Source organism: Paenarthrobacter sp. RAF54_2, assembly GCF_052113945.1.
In the GTDB taxonomy this organism is placed as follows: Bacteria; Actinomycetota; Actinomycetes; order Actinomycetales; family Micrococcaceae; genus Arthrobacter.
Window position 1 is genome coordinate 56,693 of sequence record NZ_JBFRDV010000018.1, and the last position, 18,398, is coordinate 75,090.

The 18,398-nt window shown below is 61.6% G+C and carries 15 protein-coding genes; 4 read left to right on the forward strand and 11 right to left on the reverse strand.

Features of this window, described 5'->3' with window-relative positions:
• Window positions 1–21 precede the first annotated feature (21 nt).
• The 5 genes from AB4Y87_RS18100 to AB4Y87_RS18120 all read right to left on the reverse strand — a co-directional run bounded on the left by AB4Y87_RS18100 (window position 22) and on the right by AB4Y87_RS18120 (window position 8,235).
• Window positions 22–1,002, reverse strand: a complete 981-nt coding sequence (locus tag AB4Y87_RS18100; RefSeq protein WP_442005682.1) for a DegV family protein — start codon at window positions 1,000–1,002, stop codon at window positions 22–24.
• 72 nt (window positions 1,003–1,074) lie between these two features.
• Window positions 1,075–3,603, reverse strand: a complete 2,529-nt coding sequence (gene leuS / locus AB4Y87_RS18105) for a leucine--tRNA ligase (protein ID WP_442005683.1) — start codon at window positions 3,601–3,603, stop codon at window positions 1,075–1,077.
• A gap of 332 nt (window positions 3,604–3,935) precedes the next feature.
• Window positions 3,936–5,450, reverse strand: a complete 1,515-nt coding sequence (gene glpK, locus AB4Y87_RS18110; protein ID WP_442005684.1) for a glycerol kinase GlpK — start codon at window positions 5,448–5,450, stop codon at window positions 3,936–3,938.
• Between the two features lie 79 nt (window positions 5,451–5,529).
• Window positions 5,530–6,282: an MIP/aquaporin family protein gene (locus AB4Y87_RS18115; protein WP_442005685.1), complete on the reverse strand. Its 753-nt coding sequence runs from the start codon at window positions 6,280–6,282 to the stop codon at window positions 5,530–5,532.
• A gap of 168 nt (window positions 6,283–6,450) precedes the next feature.
• Window positions 6,451–8,235: a glycerol-3-phosphate dehydrogenase/oxidase gene (locus AB4Y87_RS18120; RefSeq protein WP_442005686.1), complete on the reverse strand. Its 1,785-nt coding sequence runs from the start codon at window positions 8,233–8,235 to the stop codon at window positions 6,451–6,453.
• 121 nt (window positions 8,236–8,356) lie between these two features.
• On the opposite strand from AB4Y87_RS18120, the gene AB4Y87_RS18125 reads away from it, so the two are divergent.
• Genes AB4Y87_RS18125 through AB4Y87_RS18140 form a run of 4 tightly spaced genes read left to right on the forward strand, consistent with a single transcriptional unit; the run spans window position 8,357 to window position 12,293 of the window.
• Entirely contained in the window at window positions 8,357–9,319 is a 963-nt protein-coding gene (locus tag AB4Y87_RS18125) for a sugar-binding transcriptional regulator (RefSeq protein ID WP_442005687.1), read from the forward strand.
• Between the two features lie 34 nt (window positions 9,320–9,353).
• Window positions 9,354–10,235 (forward strand): aldo/keto reductase, encoded by an 882-nt coding sequence (locus tag AB4Y87_RS18130; RefSeq protein ID WP_442005688.1) that lies wholly within the window; start codon window positions 9,354–9,356, stop codon window positions 10,233–10,235.
• Window positions 10,236–10,245: 10 nt separating this feature from the next.
• Window positions 10,246–11,190 (forward strand): alpha/beta fold hydrolase, encoded by a 945-nt coding sequence (locus AB4Y87_RS18135; protein ID WP_442005689.1) that lies wholly within the window; start codon window positions 10,246–10,248, stop codon window positions 11,188–11,190.
• Complete coding sequence (locus AB4Y87_RS18140; protein ID WP_442005690.1) at window positions 11,187–12,293, forward strand: glycosyltransferase family 4 protein; 1,107 nt, start codon at window positions 11,187–11,189, stop codon at window positions 12,291–12,293. Before AB4Y87_RS18135 ends, AB4Y87_RS18140 begins: the two co-directional genes overlap by 4 nt.
• On the opposite strand, the gene AB4Y87_RS18145 is transcribed toward AB4Y87_RS18140, so the two are convergent.
• The 6 genes from AB4Y87_RS18145 to mihF all read right to left on the reverse strand — a co-directional run bounded on the left by AB4Y87_RS18145 (window position 12,260) and on the right by mihF (window position 18,348).
• Window positions 12,260–14,359 carry a primosomal protein N' gene (locus AB4Y87_RS18145; protein WP_442005691.1) on the reverse strand — a complete coding sequence of 700 codons (2,100 nt, stop codon included), beginning with the start codon at window positions 14,357–14,359 and terminating at the stop codon, window positions 12,260–12,262. The genes AB4Y87_RS18140 and AB4Y87_RS18145 overlap by 34 nt on opposite strands.
• 161 nt (window positions 14,360–14,520) lie before the next feature.
• Complete coding sequence (gene metK, locus AB4Y87_RS18150; RefSeq protein ID WP_442005692.1) at window positions 14,521–15,750, reverse strand: methionine adenosyltransferase; 1,230 nt, start codon at window positions 15,748–15,750, stop codon at window positions 14,521–14,523.
• A gap of 88 nt (window positions 15,751–15,838) precedes the next feature.
• Window positions 15,839–17,098 (reverse strand): bifunctional phosphopantothenoylcysteine decarboxylase/phosphopantothenate--cysteine ligase CoaBC, encoded by a 1,260-nt coding sequence (gene coaBC / locus AB4Y87_RS18155; protein ID WP_442005693.1) that lies wholly within the window; start codon window positions 17,096–17,098, stop codon window positions 15,839–15,841.
• A 27-nt stretch (window positions 17,099–17,125) separates the two neighbouring features.
• Window positions 17,126–17,386, reverse strand: coding sequence for a DNA-directed RNA polymerase subunit omega (gene rpoZ / locus AB4Y87_RS18160; RefSeq protein WP_442005694.1), 261 nt, complete (start codon window positions 17,384–17,386; stop codon window positions 17,126–17,128).
• 41 nt (window positions 17,387–17,427) lie between these two features.
• Window positions 17,428–18,000: a guanylate kinase gene (gene gmk, locus AB4Y87_RS18165; protein ID WP_442005695.1), complete on the reverse strand. Its 573-nt coding sequence runs from the start codon at window positions 17,998–18,000 to the stop codon at window positions 17,428–17,430.
• A 21-nt stretch (window positions 18,001–18,021) separates the two neighbouring features.
• Window positions 18,022–18,348 carry an integration host factor, actinobacterial type gene (mihF, locus tag AB4Y87_RS18170; protein WP_216925571.1) on the reverse strand — a complete coding sequence of 109 codons (327 nt, stop codon included), beginning with the start codon at window positions 18,346–18,348 and terminating at the stop codon, window positions 18,022–18,024.
• Between the last annotated feature and the right edge of the window lie 50 nt (window positions 18,349–18,398).

Consider the following 18,398-nt stretch of genomic DNA (forward strand, 5'->3'; position numbering starts at 1 on the left):
TCTTAGCCTATGTGGATAAGCTCACGCGGGCGTACTGCTCTCCCCCACGATGACCGCCAGAACGCCCAAGCCCGCGTGCGCAGCGAGGACTGCCGGCAGGGCGCTGATCTGCGGTGGTGGACAGTCCGGGCATTTATCCCGCAGGCGTTCTGCCAACGCTTCGGCCTCTGACTGGTTACCGAAATGATGAACCGCCAACCGTTGCTGACCAGCAGGTCTTGAAGCAACATCAGCGGCCACGATCTCCTCGAGCCGGGCAACGGCCCGGACAGCGGAACGGACCTTTTCCAGTGGAACGATCCTTCCGCCGTCGACCGCGAGTATTGGCTTGATGGCCAGCACTGTCCCCAGCAGCGATGCTGCCGCTCCAATGCGACCCCCGCGCCTTAGCTGCTCAAGGCTGGGAACGTAGAAATAAACCTTGGTTCGCTCCATGCGCTTCTCCGCGAAAGCACGAACTTCAGCTGCGGACTGGCCAGCGGCCGCTGCCACTACCGCGCTCTGCACACCCATGCCTTGTGCCATGCCGACGGTGCGGGAGTCGAGCACCTCCACGGGGATATCAACCCGGGCTGCAGCCAAGCGTGCAGCATCGGCGGTTCCTGACAATTCAGAGGAAATATGGATCGACACTACCGCTTCGAAGCCGCGACTTTGAGCGGCGCGATATGCCTGTTCAAACTGACCGGGTGAGGGGCGGGACGTCTTCACTGATGCACCCGATGCCAAGGCAACGGCCAACGTCTCGGTGATATCGTCTTCGCCCTCACCATAGATCTCGCTTCCCACCATGACAGGCATGGGAACGACGGCCAGACGGCCGTCCGCAGCAAATGCTGCAACCCAGTCAGCCGGCAGGGCAGCTGCAGAATCTGTTACTACAGCAGTCTTTACGACAGCGGGAAGCGCCTCATCGGCGACGGGAACCGGGAGCGCGGGCTGCCGGAGGCGGGACAGCCGTTCCTTGAGCCATATCCAGGCAGGTGGTTCTCGCTCGGGCACGCAACCTCCAACAAAGGTGACCGGCCGCCGGCACAATGCCGGCGGCCGTAAAGTCCCTGTTAAGTGCCTCGTTTAGGCGGGGACGATGTTCACCAGTTTAGGCGCCCGGACGATCACGGTGCGGATGCCACGGCCATCCATGGCGCGCTGAACATTTTCGGACGAGAGTGCGAGTTCGCGGAGTTCGTCCTCGCTGATATCCGGCGATACTTCCAACCGGTCGCGGACCTTCCCCTGTACCTGAACAACGGCGGTGACGGTTTCCTGCACGAGCAGGGCGTCGTCGTGCTTCGGCCAGCCGGCATTGGCCACTGAGGCAGGATGTCCCAGCGTGTTCCAGAGATCCTCTGCCGTGTACGGAGCGAAAAGGCTCAGGATCACTGCAACGGCCTCGACGGCCTCACGCACGGCGGGGTCTGCTCCGCCTGCTCCGGAGTCGATGGTCTTTCGCGTCGCGTTGACCAACTCCATGAGGCGTGCCACCACGACATTGAACTTGTTGTTGTCCAGCARTTCAGCCGCATCCGCGATGGTCTTGTGGGTGACAGTTCGCAGGGCGCGGTCGCCGGTGGCAGGATCGACGCCGGGCTCGCTGCTGACGTCCTGGCCGAGGCGCCAGGCACGGGCCAGGAACTTCGCCGAGCCGGACGGCGAAACGTCAGCCCAGTCGACGTCGTCCTCCGGCGGGGAGGCGAAGACCATGGTCAGGCGTACGGCGTCCACGYCGAACTTGTCCAACTGCTCGCCAAGGTCCACGCCATTGCCGAGTGACTTGCTCATGGCCTTGCCACCGTTGAGGACCTGGCCCTGGTTGAGCAGCGCGCTAAAGGGCTCGCTTGCCTCAATCAGGCCGATGTCCTTGATGACCTTGGTGAAGAAGCGGGCATAGAGCAGGTGCAGGATCGCATGCTCGACGCCGCCCACGTATTGGCCGACGGGCATCCAATTGTTGATCTTTTCGGGATCAAAGGGACCTTCGGTGTAGTCCGGCGAAACGAAACGCAGGAAGTACCAGGACGAATCCACGAAAGTGTCCATGGTGTCGGTATCGCGCTGGGCTGCGCGGCCACAGTTGGGGCACTCCACATTGACCCATTCGACGGCGGCAGCCAGCGGGGAGGTCCCCTTCGGAGCCAGCGCCTCGCCACGGAGGTTCTCGGGCAGCTTCACGGGGAGTTGGTCGTCCGGGACGGGCACTTCACCACATTCGGCACAGTGGATGATCGGAATGGGCGTACCCCAGAAACGCTGGCGGCTCAACAGCCAGTCACGCAGGCGGAAGTTCACGAACTTTTCGCCGGTTCCCAGCTTCTCCAGAATGCCGATGGCAGCCGGGATGGCTTCGGACTTGGGCAGGCCATCCAGGTCGCCTGAGTTCTTGAGCGTTCCTTCGCCCGCGGTGGCAACCCCGGTCTCGGCGGGGTCTTCATCGCCGGTATCCAGTACGGCGCGAACGGGCAGGCCGAAAGCCTTGGCGAAATCGAGGTCGCGCTGGTCGTGCGCGGGAACGGCCATGATGGCTCCGGTGCCGTAGTCGGCCAGAACGTAATCGGCTGCCCACACAGGGAGCTTCTCACCGTTGAGCGGATTGATCGCGTAGCGTCCGGTAAACACACCGGTCTTCTCGCGTTCCGTGGACTGGCGCTCGATCTCGGAGAGGGCCTTGACCTTTTCCCGGTATGCCATGAGTTCGTCATGATGCTCGGGAGTGACGAGGTCAAGGGCCAAATGTGCATCGGCAGCAACAACGAAGAAGGTCGCGCCGTAGAGGGTGTCCGGACGCGTGGTGAAGACTGTGACTTCGCGCTCGGCCCTGTCCTGGGTAGCTTCAATGACAAAGCGGACATGGGCACCCTCGGAGCGGCCAATCCAGTTCCGCTGCATGGCCAGCACGCGCTCGGGCCAATGGCCCTGCAACTGGTCCATGTCCTCGAGCAGGCGGTCGGCATAGTCGGTGATCTTGAAGTACCACTGGTTCAGCGACTTCTTGGTGACGGGAGTGCCACAGCGTTCGCAGGCACCGTTAACGACTTGCTCGTTCGCGAGGACGGTGAGGTCCTTGGGACACCAGTTAACGGGCGAGTCCTTGCGGTACGCCAAGCCACGCTCGTAGAAGCGCTTGAACAGCCACTGGGTCCAACGGTAGTACTCGGGGTCGGACGTGTGCAGGCGCCGGGACCAGTCAGCCGAAATGGCGTAGCGCTTGAATGAAGCTGCCTGTGTGTCGATATTGGCGTAGGTCCACTCGCTGGGGTGGGCGTTGCGCTTGATCGCCGCGTTCTCAGCAGGTAGGCCAAAAGAGTCCCAGCCAATGGGGTGCAGGACGTCGAAGCCCTTCTGGCGCAGGTAACGTGCGACGACATCGCCCATGGCAAAGGCCTCGGCATGGCCCATGTGAAGGTCACCGGAGGGGTAGGGAAACATGTCCAGCACGTAGCGACGCTCCCGCGAACCGTCGTCAAGCGGGGTGAACACCTTGAGGTCTTCCCAGACCTGCGGCCACTTGGCTTCCATCGCGGCGAAGCTGTAGACGCCTTCTTCAGGCGCTCCAGCTGCGGCTGTCTGTGCTGTTCCGGTCTCTGTCTCCGGCTGAACGCTCACTGCTGCCCTCTTCTGTTCTTCGATGGCGGTTTTGCCTCCTGCTGCGCCCCAGGTAAGCCCCGGACACACAAAAGCCCCTCGACAATGGAGGGGCGGCCGCTCGGCAGTTGATGGCCGGGCGGCTAGCTAAGCAGAAGGATCGCACGCATAGATCTACAATAGCGCACGATCATCCTTCCACTCGCCGACAAATCATGGTTGGCGGCGCAGCGGCCGGCTTACAGAAGGCCGGCTTAATTGACGCCGTGCTGTTATGGGGGCCCGGGAGCGGCTTCGGGCGTCCGCGTAGCGGGCGGGGCCCCCATAACAGCTAAGGCGTCATGTCGCTGGCCTTACTTCACGTCTTCGTCGACCCAATCCATGGATTTGGTTACGGCCTTCTTCCAAAGCCGCAACTGGCGCTCCTGCTCCTCTGTGGGCAACTGCGGCTCCCAGCGCTTGTCCTCGCCCCAGTTGGCGCTGAGTTCGCCCAGGTCCTTCCAGAATCCAACAGCCAGGCCGGCGACGTATGCAGCGCCCAGGGCCGTGGTTTCAACCACTTTCGGGCGGACTACGGGTACGCCGAGGATGTCTGCCTGGAATTGCATGAGTGCCTCGTTGGCGACCATTCCGCCGTCGACCTTCAGTTCGGTGAGGGGAACGCCCGAGTCGGCGTTGACGGCGTCCAGTACCTCGCGGGTCTGGAACGCAGTGGCCTCGAGGGCAGCACGGGCAATGTGGCCCTTGTTGGCGAAGCGGGTGAGCCCCACAATGGCGCCACGCGCGTCAGCCCTCCAGTATGGAGCGAACAAGCCCGAGAAGGCGGGGACGATGTAGACGCCTCCGTTGTCCTGCACTGCGGCTGCCAGGTCTTCGACCTCCGGAGCGGAACTGATCATGCCGAGGTTGTCACGAAGCCACTGGATCAATGAGCCGGTGACGGCGATCGAGCCTTCAAGTGCGTAGTGCGGCTTGTTGTCGCCCAGCTTGTATCCCAGCGTGGTGAGCAGGCCGTTCTTCGAGTGGACGATCTCTTCGCCCGTGTTGAAGATCAGGAAGCAGCCGGTGCCGTAGGTGTTTTTCGCTTCGCCGGCCTGGAATGCTGCTTGGCCGAACGTTGCTGCCTGCTGATCGCCGAGAATGCCGGCCACCGGAGTTTCGCGCAGCAACTGGGAGGTGTGGACGTGTCCGTAGACCTCGGAGGAGGACTTGATGGCGGGCATCATGGAGGCCGGGACGCCGAAGACATCAAGGATTTCCTGGTCCCATTGCAGCGTCTCAAGGTCCATGAACAGAGTGCGGGACGCGTTGGTGACATCGGTGACGTGCACGCCGCCGTCGACTCCACCAGTCAGGTTCCAGAGAACCCAGGCGTCGGTGTTTCCAAACAACAGATCACCGGCTTCGGCGCGTTCGCGGGCGCCGTCGACGTTGTCCAGGATCCATTTGATCTTGGTCCCTGAGAAGTAGGTGGCCAGCGGGAGGCCAACCTTCTGCTTGAACCGTTCAGGTCCACCATCCTTGGCAAGCTCGTCCACAATCGGCTGGGTGCGCGTGTCCTGCCAGACGATGGCGTTGTAAACGGCCTCGCCCGTGTTCTTGTCCCAGACCACTGCGGTTTCGCGCTGGTTGGTAATACCGACGGCGGCGATGTCGTGCCGTGTCAGGTTCGCCTTGGACAGGGCGGAGGCAATGACCTCGCGGGTGTTGTTCCAGATCTCGGCGGGGTTGTGCTCAACCCAGCCTGCCTGCGGGAAGATCTGCTCGTGTTCCATCTGTCCCGTTGACACAATATTGCCCGTGTGGTCAAAGACGATGGCTCGGGAGCTGGTGGTGCCCTGGTCGATGGCGATGACGTATTGATTCATGGTGACGTCCTTGTCTCAGTGGTTTTATACGGTATGCGGATGAGTGTGAGTGATTTGTTCAGGACAGCGTGTCCATGAATCAGCCAGCGACTGAGGGCATGATGGCCGGCACCCAGAGGCCCACGAGGCCGGCAAGGGTACCGCCAACAAGGGGCCCGACGACCGGGATCCAGGAGTAGGCCCAGTCGCTGGAGCCCTTCCCCTTGATGGGGAGGATGGCGTGTGCGATGCGGGGACCCAGGTCACGTGCCGGGTTGATGGCGTAACCGGTCGGTCCACCGATGGAGACGCCGATACCGACCACCAGCAGCGCCACAGCCAACGGCCCAAGGCCCGAGGGGGTGCCGCCAAAAGTCAGGATGACGAAGACCAGGACGAACGTGCCAATGATTTCGGTGATGAGGTTCCACGGGGTTGACCGGATGGCAGGACCGGTGGAGAACGTTCCCAGTTTGTTGGCTGCCAGCGGCTCCTCATCAAAGTGCTGCTTGTAAGCGAGCCAGCAAACAACGGCGCCCAGGAATGCACCGAGCAGTTCGCCGCCGAAGTACGTCAATGTGGACGCGAAGTCGACGCTGACATCGGGCGCGTATTCCTTGCTTCCCTTCACAAGCAGGCCCAAGGTGACAGCGGGGTTCAGGTGCGCACCGGACTTTGCGGCCACGAAAACGCCCGCGAAGACCGCAATACCCCAGCCCCACGTCACCATCAAGAATCCACCGTTGTTGCCCTTGGTGCCTTTGAGCGCAACGTTGGCCACGACGCCACAACCCAACAGGGTCAGCATCATGGTTCCGAATACTTCGGAAAGGAAAACTATTCCAAGAGACATCTTTGACTCCTCATTTTTCTGTTGTCAGCCTCCTCGCGGGTTGAAAAGGCTGTTGGGACGGTTCCGTTTTCCGCAACCACCCCGGTGTAGTGGGCCCCAAGGGGCTCACCTACCCCGTTTTCCGTCCCCTCTGAGAAGGTGGACGGTCAGCATTTTGTGCAGTCGTCCTCAGGCTACGAGACTGTGGACGTCAACCTTGTGGAACCGCTGCAGGACTTCCTGGGCGTGGCGGATTTCAGCCTCACGGACAGCGGCATCCCAACCAAGTGGTTCAGCCAATGCCGCAGCAATTTCATTCAGCAACTCGCCGGTCACAAGCCCCCGGAACGCCAGGGACGTCCGTCGGATGAGTACATCCACGAGGTGCCCGATCTGCTCGTGCTCAGCCATGAAGGCCAACTCGCGAACACTGAGTTCCCGGGTGGAACGAAGGGGCGAGTCGTGTCCGGCGTTGAGGTAATCGATGACCGCCTCTGCCCGCGTTCCATACCGGGTCAGGAGCCCAGCCACGCGATCGGCGTCCAAGCCCGGCCCCATGTGCTTCTTGATCCACTCCTGCTCGCCTTGTTCCGTGGCAGGGAAGCCGGCGCCACCGCCGATGGCGAGTTTCGCCGTCGAAACTTTCCGTTCCTGACCCAGTTCGCGCAGGACGTCGTTGGTCATGTGTTCGGCAAGCGCCCGGAAGGTGGTCCATTTGCCACCTACCAAGCTGAGTACGACGGCGGCCTTACCGCCTGGCGTCGCCATGGCACCTTCGCCGGAGCGGACGCTGCGCTCGATCCTGTAGTCCCTTGAGACGAATCCCGGCTGGGTGGCGTCGTGACGCGGCAGGGGGCGGACCCCAGCGAAGCTGTACACGATCTGGCCACGATCCACTGTGATGCTCGGGAAGACGTGGCCGATCAGCTCGAAGAAGTAGTCGATTTCGGATTCTGTACAGACGGCGTCCTCTGACATGTCGGCGTCAACGTCCGTGGTGCCGACCAACACCCGGTCCCCCATGGGGTAAATAAGGACGATACGGCCGTCGGTGTGTTCGAAGAAGATCTCCCGGCCGTTGCAGGCGGCCAGCAGTTCAGGGTGGTCCAGCACGATGTGCGAACCTTTGGTGCCGCCCATGAACTGGCTGGCGGCTCCCATGGCCTGGTTGGTGAGGTCCACCCATGCGCCTGTGGTGTTGACGATGACGTCGGCCTGGAAGTCGAATTCCTTGCCGCTCAATTCATCGCGGAGCCGCACTCCATCGGTGCCCATGGAAATCAGTGAGACGTAGTTGCTGGCGCGGGCCGTCCCGCCAGGGAGGCCACCGCCGCTTCCGGCCTTCTCACCATCCTGAAGCACGTCCAGGGTGAGCCGTTCAGGGTTGTGGACCGACGCGTCAAAGTAGGTTGCCGCGTATTTGATTCCCGGGTGCAGCTTGGGTAGCTCCGCCAAAGCCTTGTCCTTGCCGCGGAACTGGTGCCGGGGGACGCTGCCGCCGTCACGGGAGAAGAAATCGTACATGCTCAAGCCGAGCTTGATGAGGAAGGCGCCGCGTTCGTTCGGTTTGCCCTGCTTGTGGGTGAGGAAGCGCATGGGCGCGGACAGGATTCCCGAGAAGGTGCTGAAGATAGGAATGGTGGTCTGCAGCGGCTTGACGTAGTGCGGGGCGATCCGAAGGAGACGGTTGCGCTCCACCACTGATTCCTGGACAAGGCGGAACTCACCGTTCTCCAGGTATCGAATGCCGCCATGGATCATGTGCGACGATGCACCGCTGGCTCCTTGGCAGTAGTCCCCACGCTCCACGAGCGCGACGTCAATGCCCTGCAGGGCGAGGTCCCGGAAGGTTCCTACGCCGTTGATACCGCCACCGATAATGAGTACTTTCGCCGAAGGCCGCTCCCGCAAGGCGGTTACAGATTCACGCCTGTGCGCATCAGAGGAGGTACCGGAAATCCTGTTGTGTCCCAAAACTGCTCCCTTGGGCTTGGTTTGTGCGCGGCGTTACGTTCGCTGCACCTTTCACCACTAATCTGGCGAAGGTGGAAAATGGAGTCAAGCTATTTGCACAAACGTGCAGTAAGGAAATGAGATGGGACGCTCACGTCACTCGGATGCCCTCCGGGCCGCACAAATGTATTACCTGCAGGACCTGACCATGGACGCGATCGCGCGGGAGCTCAGGACCTCTCGCTCCACCGTCTCCAGGCTGTTGTCTTCCGCCCGGGAAACAGGTCTGGTCCAGGTCCAGATCCGCAGCCCGTTTGACACCGCTCCCGAGTTGGAGAGCCAGATCCGCGACAAATTCAAAGTGGACGTCCACGTGGTGCCGGTGCTGGACACCTTGAACGAGGCGGAGACGCTGGACCGCGTTGCCATGCAGGCAGCGCGGACCATAGGACCCCTGGTGGATTCCAATGCCATCATTGGCATTGCCTGGGGTGCAACGCTAAGCGCTGTGAGCCGGCACCTGACCAGGAAGGTCACGCACGACACCATCGTTGTCCAACTCAACGGCGCCGGGAACATGCAAACAACCGGCATCACCTATGCGAGCGACATCATGCGGCGCTTTGGCAGCGCCTATGGAGCGCGGGTGGAACAATTTCCGGTGCCCGCGTTTTTTGATCACGCAGCGACCAAGACGGCCATGTGGAATGAGCGCAGCGTTCAACGCATCCTGGATCTGCAGGCGCGCATGAGCATCGCTATTTTCGGTGTTGGATCCGTAGATTCGGACTATCCAAGCCATGTGTACGCTGGCGGCTACCTCGACGAACGAGACCTCAACATGTTGGCTGCCGACGACGTAGTGGGCGACGTCGCCACGGTCTTCTTCCGCAGTGATGGATCATCTGACGGCATTACGCTGAACGAACGGTCCACGGGGCCAAGCCATGAACAGTTGCGGCAAGTACGGCGCCGGATTTGCGTCGTTTCCGGCGCCTCCAAAATCAACGGCCTGCAGGGCGCCTTGGCAGCCGGACTTGCCACGGACCTCATCCTTGATGAGGCCTCTGCGCGCCGCTTGGTGAGTTTCAATGGCCAGTCCTGAGGCATTCCGCCGCGGAATGGGTAGAGTCGTTGATATGAGATTCCCGGCCCGGTTGACCCTGAACAATGGCGTGATGATGGACCGCTTGGGATTCGGACTCTATAAGGTGCCCCCAAAAGAAGCTGAGGCTTTGGTGAGCACCGCCCTCGGCGAAGGCTATCGGCGGTTCGATACCGCGGCCATGTATCGCAATGAGGTAGGCGTAGGCCGTGCGATCGGTGGTGCAGTCGGCGACGCCAACGAGGCAAACCTCGCCACGGGTGGTTCGGGAGAATCAGTGCACGCCCTGACCCGTGAAGACGTCTTTGTCACCACCAAGGTCTGGAATGACGACCACGGCTACGACTCCACGCTTCGCGCTTTCGATTCATCCATGGCCAACCTCGGATTGGACTACGTGGACCTCTACCTCATCCACTGGCCATGTGCCGGCCGAGGCCTCTTCGTAGAGACCTATAAAGCCATGGAAACCCTTTACAGGGAAGGCAAAGTGCGGGCCATAGGAGTTTCGAATTTCCAGCCCGGGCACTTGGAAGAACTCATGCAGAAAGCCGAAGTGGTCCCAGCCGTTAATCAGATCGAGCTGCACCCTTGGCTTCAGCAGGCCAGGCTGCGGACACTGCACGAACAACTCGGGATCCGAACCGAAGCATGGAGTCCACTGGGTCGTGGACAGGTCCTGGCCGACCCCGCGATCGTGGACTTGGCTGAAAAGTACGGCAGGACCCCCGCCCAGATCATCATCCGGTGGCATCTCCAGCTTGGGAACCTCGTGATTCCGAAAGCCAGCTCCGCTGGTCGGATCAAAGAGAACTTTGCTGTTTTCGACTTCGAACTGGAGGCAGCAGACATGGACGGCATGGCCGCGCTTGAACGCCACCACCGCACGGGCTCGCACCCGGACAACGTGAATTAGGAACGGCCGAATGGAAAAAGTGGACACCGCGCACACCCCTGAAGGTGCAGATGCCCCGATTGAGTTCTTCAGCAAGTCCCTGCCGGGACGTACCGTTGCCTCCGACGTGGACGTCGATGGCAGCAAAGTAGCTTATTGGACATACGAACCCGTCAAACCCACGCAGGATACCCGCACGATTTTGGTCATTCACGGTTTTAGGGGTGACCACCATGGATTACTCCGTGTAGCGGACCTGCTTCCGGACATGCGGATTATCATGCCGGACCTCCCTGCGTTTGGCAGTTCAGATCCTTTCCGTGACGACGAACACACGGTTGAGCGTTACGGCCATTTCATCTCCGGTTTCATGGCCGCACTGGGCCTGGGCCCCAAGACCGTGCTGCTGGGCCACTCGTTTGGCTCCATCGTCGCGAGCCATTTTGCGGCCCGGAATCCCGGCGCCATTTATCCATTGATCCTGATCAACCCCATCGCCGCACCCGCTTTGGAGGGTCCCAAGGGGATCATGACCATGCTCGCGGTGTTTTACTACCAAGTGTCCGCCAAGCTTCCAAAGCGCCTCGGACTTGCCCTCCTGCGCAACCGCGCCATTGTCCGGGTCATGAGTATCACCATGGCCAAGACCAAGGACAAAGACCTGCGCCGCTTCATTCACGGCCAGCACGACGCCTACTTTAGCGCCTTCGCGGACCGAAGGAGCTTGCTCGAATCCTTCAAGGCATCCGTGTCGGGCACTGTGGCAGACGTCGCAGGGGAGTTACGCCTTCCCGTACTGCTTATAGCCGGCGAAAAAGACGAGATCGCCACCTTGCCCAACCAGCACAAACTGATGGAGCGCCTTCCCGAAGCCACGCTGGAAGTGATTCCCGACGTCGGGCATTTGATCCATTACGAGACGCCGGCCCCGGCTGCCGCAGCTATCCGCACCTTCCTGGAGGAACACCCCGCGTGAAAATTGTCATCGACGCCCGCTTCACCAGGACGGACCACCACGATGGCATCAGCCGGTACGGTTCAAGCCTCATTGCAGCAACATCCAAAATTGCGGATGTCACCATGCTCATCAATGACAAACGCCAACTCGCGTTGCTACCCGATGTGCCCTATGTGATGGTCAACAGCCCGCTGTCCCCACGTGAGCTGTTCGTTGCCGCCAAGGTCAATCCCTTGGGCGCGGATGTGGTGGTGTGCCCGATGCAGACCATGGGAACCCTGGGGCGGAAGTATGGCCTTATCCTGACGCTGCACGATCTCATCTATTACGAACACCCCGCTCCCCCGGGTTTCCTTCCGGCTCCGGTGCGCCTGCTCTGGAGGCTGTACCACAAGGCGTTCTGGCCGCAGCGCCTGCTGCTGAACCGGGCTGACGTGGTGGCTACCATCAGCAGGACCACAGAGGCTTTGATGGCGAAGTACACCTTGACCCGCCGCCCCGTCCGGATCGTTGGCAATGCCCCGCAGCCCGGCCAAACCCCCCGCGATCCTTCGGCCGGGTCGGACAAAACCCTGCTGTACATGGGTTCGTTCATGCCTTACAAGAACGTGGAAACCATGATTCGGGGAATGGCAGGCCTGCCCGATTACACACTGCACTTGCTCAGCCGGATTACGCCCCAGCGTCGGGCGGAACTGGAGGCCATGGTCCCCCACGGTGCAAGGGTCCAGTTCCACAACGGTGTAACAGACGCGGAATATGAAGAGCTTTTGACCAGGGCGACTGCACTCATCAGCTTGTCCCGGGCCGAGGGATATGGCTTGCCCCTGGTAGAGGCGATGTCACTGGGAACTCCTGTTATCGCCAGCGACATTCCAATTTTCCGGGAAGTGGGCGCCGATGCGGTCAGCTATGTTGACCCCGAATCGCCCTCGGAGTTCGCTGCGGCTGTCACTGCCTTGGGCGATGACAGATTGTGGCAAGAACGTTCCCGGAGGTCCGTGGAACGTGCTGGAGACTTCAACTGGGACGAATCCGCCCGGCAGTTGCTGGCTGCGGCAGAAGAGGTTGTGGCGCTTCGTAAGCGCTACAAGACGTCCACGCCGTCGAGCCGCAGCTGAACCGGGCCGGCTGTGCGCTTCGCCGCATTCGCTGCCTTGACGGCACGCATGGCACGGGTTGCGTCTGCGGCGTCTGCGTAAGGAATGAAGTAGAGGGTACGGACGTCTGCCTCAGCCTCGCTTCCAGGGGCTTGCGTACCACCGGAGAACAGCTGAAGTGGCGCCGGACCGGCGCTACGGAGCTTTGTACCTGATTTCAGCTTGACGCTTGCCTCGAAGGTACTGGAAAAAAGCGCGACGTCGGCCCTTGGCCCGGTCACTGAAGCTACCCGCACTGCCGGGGGAAGCTGGAGTTCCTTCCGGAGTGCCAGTTCACGCGACGCGTAGCCCGGTGCGTCCCAGCGCAGCAGGGCTCCGGTAGCGGTTGTGTCGTCTGCCGTGATGATGACCAAGCCACCTTGGTTGGAGGGTCTCACCAGGGACGCAGCGTTGAACCACCGCCGAACAGTGTCCTCACCGGCCCGCAGGTTTTCCCGGCGGAGCAATGAATTGCCATCCAGAAGCAACGCCGCTGCGTACCCTTGGGGAGCCACGGGTTCGGCGCCAACTGTAGCAACGACCAATGCCGGAGCATCAGGCACCGTTGCCTTGATGTTCTCCCCCGACGAGGTGATAACCGTTTTTCCAGGAAAAGCCCGCCCTAGTTCCTCCGCCGTTCGCACAGCTCCTGTCGCACTACGGCGCAGGTGGGTGCCGTTGCAATGGTTGCATCGCCACTGCGGCGCCGGCGTGGAACACCAGCGGCAAAGCGGCATGGCGGAACTGCTGGAGATGGCCAGCGGTCCTTGGCAGTTGTTGCAGCGGGCCAGTTCCCGGCACGTCTCGCAAGCCAAAGAGGGCGCGTAGCCAGCACGTGCAACCTGCACCAGCACAGGGCCATGTTCGAGGCCTTCCTTGGCCGCACGCCATGCTGCTCCGGGCAAACGTGCAATCCGGGCCAGGGGATCACGTTCCTGCTCAAAGCTGTCAGCTGTGTTCAGGACGCGCGGAACAGTGGAGCGAATGACCGTTCGCGGCGCCTCGATCGGCACAGCCCATTGCATTTCAACCAGGCGCTGGAGTTCAGTGCTGCGGCTGTGGGATGCCATCAGGCAGGCTGCGTTCTCCTGCTCGGCCCGCAGGAGCAGCACTTCGCGCGTGTGCGCATAGGGAGCCCGCTGATCGATGTGGAGGTCGTCACCGTCGTCCCAACAGACTACGAGGCCCAACTCCCGGACAGGCGCATAGGCGGCGGAACGTGTGCCGATAGCTACCTGCGCTTCGCCAGTCAGGATTCGGAGGAAACTTCTGTAGCGGGGAGTTTGACCGTCGTCAGCAGTCAGCCGTGCGACGTCACCCGCTGGCAGGACTTTGGCGAGGGCCGCCTCAAGCTGTTCGAGATCCCTGTAATCGGGGACGACCACCACGGCACCACGGCCGGAAGCCCGGACTGCCGCCACAGCCGAGGCAACCAGCGAAGGCCACCCGTCGGGGCCGAATCCCTGCAACGCCGTGAGGACAGCCTTGGGCGAGCCGCCAGCGGCCAGGTGATGGAGGTACGGGGCTCCGTTTGAGTAGGAACCCCAGGCATAGGCGTCCGGCGAATTTGGCGGAAGCTCCGATTCCCGTCCTGCATCTCCGGAGAGTAGCTCCTTCTCCACTTTGGCAACGCGCGGGGGAACAGCAGTACGCAGGACATCGCTCAAGGTTCCGGCGTAGCGAGCAGCTACCGTTCCAGCCAACTCAGCGATGTGGGGAGTCAGAACCGACAGCGTGGAGATTACTTTGTGAAGCGGGGTCAGCGGGTGGCCGGCGTCCGAAATATCGACGCGTTCCAGCACGAAGCCGTTAAGCTCCTGGCCGTTGAACTTCACTTTCACGCGGACTCCGGGAACAGCAGAATCAGCGAGGTCAGCGGGCACGCTGTAATCGAAGGGCCGATCCAGGTGTGGCAGGGAGGATTCCAGCACCACGCGGGCGACTGGATTCTCTGCCGCCAGCGGAGGTCCACTGACGGGAGCCTTGTCCGGGAATCCTTGAAGCAAAGAAGGTTGAAGCAGCGATGGCTGGGCTTCGTGTCCGGCCATACAACTTTCACCTCCAACTCAGTTGCGCGGACTTTCCACATGTGAACGCAGGATGCCCGCAGCGGGATCGACCCACTGCGGGCATCTCTCTGGCTCCAGCCAATCATGGGCCACCGACAAAGTTACAAACACGCCGCTGGCACAGGCGGATAAGCGGGAGATCAGGCGTTGAAGAATTCCTTCAGGTCCGCCACACGGTCCAGGCGCTCCCACGTGAAGTCGGGCTCGTCACGGCCGAAGTGGCCGTGAGCCGCCGTCTTGGTGTAAATGGGACGCTTGAGGTCCAAGGCGTCGATGATGGCCCGGGGACGGAGATCGAAGAGCTCGTTGATGGCCTCACCGATGCGGGCCGGGTCAACAGTTTCCGTGCCGAAGGTCTCTACGTACGTTCCCACCGGACGGGCCTGGCCAATGGCGTAGGCAATCTGGATCTCCGCGCGCTTGGCCAGACCTGCAGCTACCACGTTCTTGGCAACCCAGCGCATGGCGTAGGCAGCCGAACGATCTACCTTGGAAGGGTCCTTGCCGGAGAAGGCGCCTCCACCATGCCGGGAGAACCCGCCATAGGTATCGACAATAATCTTGCGACCAGTGAGACCAGCATCGCCAACCGGGCCGCCGATCACGAAGGCACCCGCCGGGTTCAGGATGTTGGCTACATGGGAGATGTCAAGGTTGGATGCGGCCAGAACAGGATCGATGACGTGGCTTGCGAGGTCGGCACGCAGTTGCTCCAGGCTCGCGTCTTCGGCGTGCTGGCTGGAAATCACTACCGTTTCAACCGAAACCGGGCGGTCGCCGTCGTACCCTACCGTGACCTGCGTCTTGCCATCCGGACGGAGGTACGCAAGTTCGCCGCTCTTGCGGACCTCGGTGAGGCGCTCCGACAAACGGTGGGCAAGCCAGATGGGCGTCGGCATGTAGGACGCAGTCTCATCGCTGGCGTAGCCGAACATGATGCCCTGATCGCCCGCACCTTGGAGATCGTAGTCGTCCTCTTGGCGGCCTTCACGTGCCTCAAGGGAGTTGAAGACGCCGCCGGCGATGTCGTTGGACTGCTGCCCGATGGACACCGAGACGCCACAGCGGGCACCGTCGAAACCGTTGGCGGAAGAATCGTAGCCAATGCCAAGAATGGTCTCGCGGACAATCTGCGGTATCTCGACGTAAGCGTCAGTGGTTACCTCACCGGCCACGTGGACCAGGCCGGTGGTGGCCATGGTCTCGACGGCAACGCGGGATTCAGGATCGGCAGCCAGGAGCCCATCCAGGATGGCATCGCTGATCTGATCGCAGATCTTGTCCGGGTGCCCTTCAGTGACCGACTCTGAAGTGAAGAGCCGGAGCTTGGATGGGGTGCCATGGTGTTCATGGTGCAGCGGTAAAGTCACTCGACCACCTTACTGTGTTGCGGGGCGGCGGCATCTGCCGTGTGTCCCTTTGCTAAGAATTGGGGGCGGAGGCTACCGCCGGTAGATGTTACGGAGCCGGAAAAACCCTGGCCAACTCGGCGCCTACCCGATCAATAACGGCCGCAGCGACGTCAGACTTGGATCCGGACGCCGACTGCGGTTCGGCACCATGGCCGGAAAGGATCACTACGGAGTTGTCGTCCTGGCCGAAGACGCGGCCAACCCCGACGTGGTTGACCACCAGGAGGTCGCAGCCCTTACGCTTGAGTTTCGCCGTGGCATGCTCCAGAACGTCGCCGTGGGCATCACCAGTCTCGGCGGCAAAACCTACGATCAGCTGCTGGCCACTCTCGGCGTTACGCCGTTCGACGAGCTCATGCAGGATGTCCGGGTTGCGAACCAGGCGCACCAAGGGCGCGTCCTCGCCGTCGACCTTTTTGATCTTGGTGTCCGAAACCTCTGCGGGACGGAAATCCGCTACAGCCGCAGCCATAATAACGACGTCGGAATCCACCGCCGCTTTCAGCGCTGCCTCACGCAGTTCCAAGGCTGATTCAACGCGGACGAGCTCGACGCCGGCAGGCGGCTCGACGTCCATGTGCGCGGCAAGGAAACGGACCGTGGCACCGGCGGCCAGCGCGGCCGCGGCCAGGGCCGCACCTTGTTTTCCTGACGAACGGTTACCCAGGAAACGCACCGGGTCCAACGCTTCCCTGGTACCACCAGCCGAAATCGTCACCGTTCGGCCCGCGAGGGAGGCATGTGTTGCCGGGACAGCCTTGGGTGAATCCGCCTCCGTGGTGGCCTCAGCCAACGCCATGGCGGCCGTGAAAATGGCCTCAGGTTCGGGCAAGCGGCCCGGACCGGAATCGGCACCGGTCAGGCGGCCGCTGGCAGGCTCCAGGACTGTGACGCCTCGACTCCGCAAGGTTTCCACGTTGGCCTGGGTTGCAGCATGCTGCCACATTTCCGTGTGCATCGCAGGAGCGAACAGCACAGGACCGTGAGCCATGAGGAGCGTGTTGGTCAGGAGGTCACCGGCCTGGCCTGTGGCTGCCTTTGCCAGGAGGTCCGCAGTGGCCGGTGCGACGACGATCAAGTCAGCCTCGTGGCCCAGACGGACATGGTTGACCTTCTCGACGTCGTCAAAGACGCTGTTGCTGACCGGGTTTCCGGAGAGTGCCTCCCACGTAGCAACACCGACGAAACGGGTTGCTGCTTCGGTGGGGATCACCGTCACGTGGTGACCGGCTTCAGTAAAAAGCCGGAGGAGCGATGCAACCTTGTAGGCTGCGATCCCTCCCCCGACTCCGAGGACTATGCGCACGTGACCTCCGTCAACAGGCAGTCTGTTTTATTCTGCGGGCTCGATCGGCGTGGAAACCAGGAGGCCTTCGTTGATCTCGCGGAGGGCGATCGACAATGACTTCTCGTTCAGCTTGGTGTCTACCAAGGGACCGACGTACTCGAAGAGGCCCTCGTGCAGCTGGGCGTAGTAGGCGTTGATCTGGCGGGCACGCTTGGCGCCGAAGATTACCAGGYCGTACTTGGAATCGGCAGCCTCAAGCAGCGAATCGATCGGCGGGTTGATGATGCCTTCAAGGTTCGTGGACACGAAATCTCCAAATTCTAGCGGGCCGACAAGTGCAAGCGCTTTTAGCGCTCGTGCGGGGTTAGCCCCATGAGTGAAACAAGCTCGTCCGCTGCCCGGCGAACGTCGTCATTAATGACGGTGTGGTCAAACTCCGGTTCAGCAGCAAGTTCCAGTTTAGCGGTTTCCAGCCTGCGCTGCTGTTCCTCGGCAGTTTCGGTGCCTCGACCCACAAGCCGGCGCACCATTTCTTCCCAGCTGGGCGGGGCCAGGAAGACGAACTTGGCCTCCGGCACAGCCGCTTTTACCTGGCGTGCGCCCTGAAGATCGATCTCGAGCAGTACCGATTTTCCCTCCGCAATGGCAGCATTCACAGTACTCCGGAGCGTGCCGTACCGGTTCTGGCCGTGGACCACGGCCCACTCCAGGAGTTCGCCATCAGCTACCAGCGAGTCAAACTCCTCGGCGGACTTGAAGAAGTAGTGAACCCCATCCTTCTCGCCTGGACGCGCAGCGCGGGTGGTGGCCGAGACGGAAAGCCAAACCTCTGGATAGTTGTCCCTGATGTAGGTGGATACGGTTCCCTTGCCAACAGCAGTTGGGCCTGCGAGGACAGTCAGTCCAGGTTTCTTGCTCACGGATTCCTTCGGGGAGATGCGTCAAACGCTTTGCTGGGTGTCCATAAAATCTACCAGCGCCCGGGCCTGGTGAATTCCCAACCCTCTGATGCGCCGGGATCCGGCGATGCCTATCTCCGCCATGATCCCGGCCGCACGCACAGGTCCTATGCCTGGCAGCGCTTCCAGCAACTCCACCACGCGCATGCGCGCAATGGCTTCATCCGTGGTGCCGGAAGAGATCAGCTCAGCAATGCTCACTTCGCCACGTTTGAGCCGCTCCTTGGCTGCGGCACGCACAGCCCGCGCCTTTGCAGCCTTATCCAAAGCATCGGAACGCTCCTGCGGTGTCAGCTCTTTCAAACCCACGGCCAAACCCCTGTCAGATCGGATTTGTGATTCACGTCACGCGAACTGAT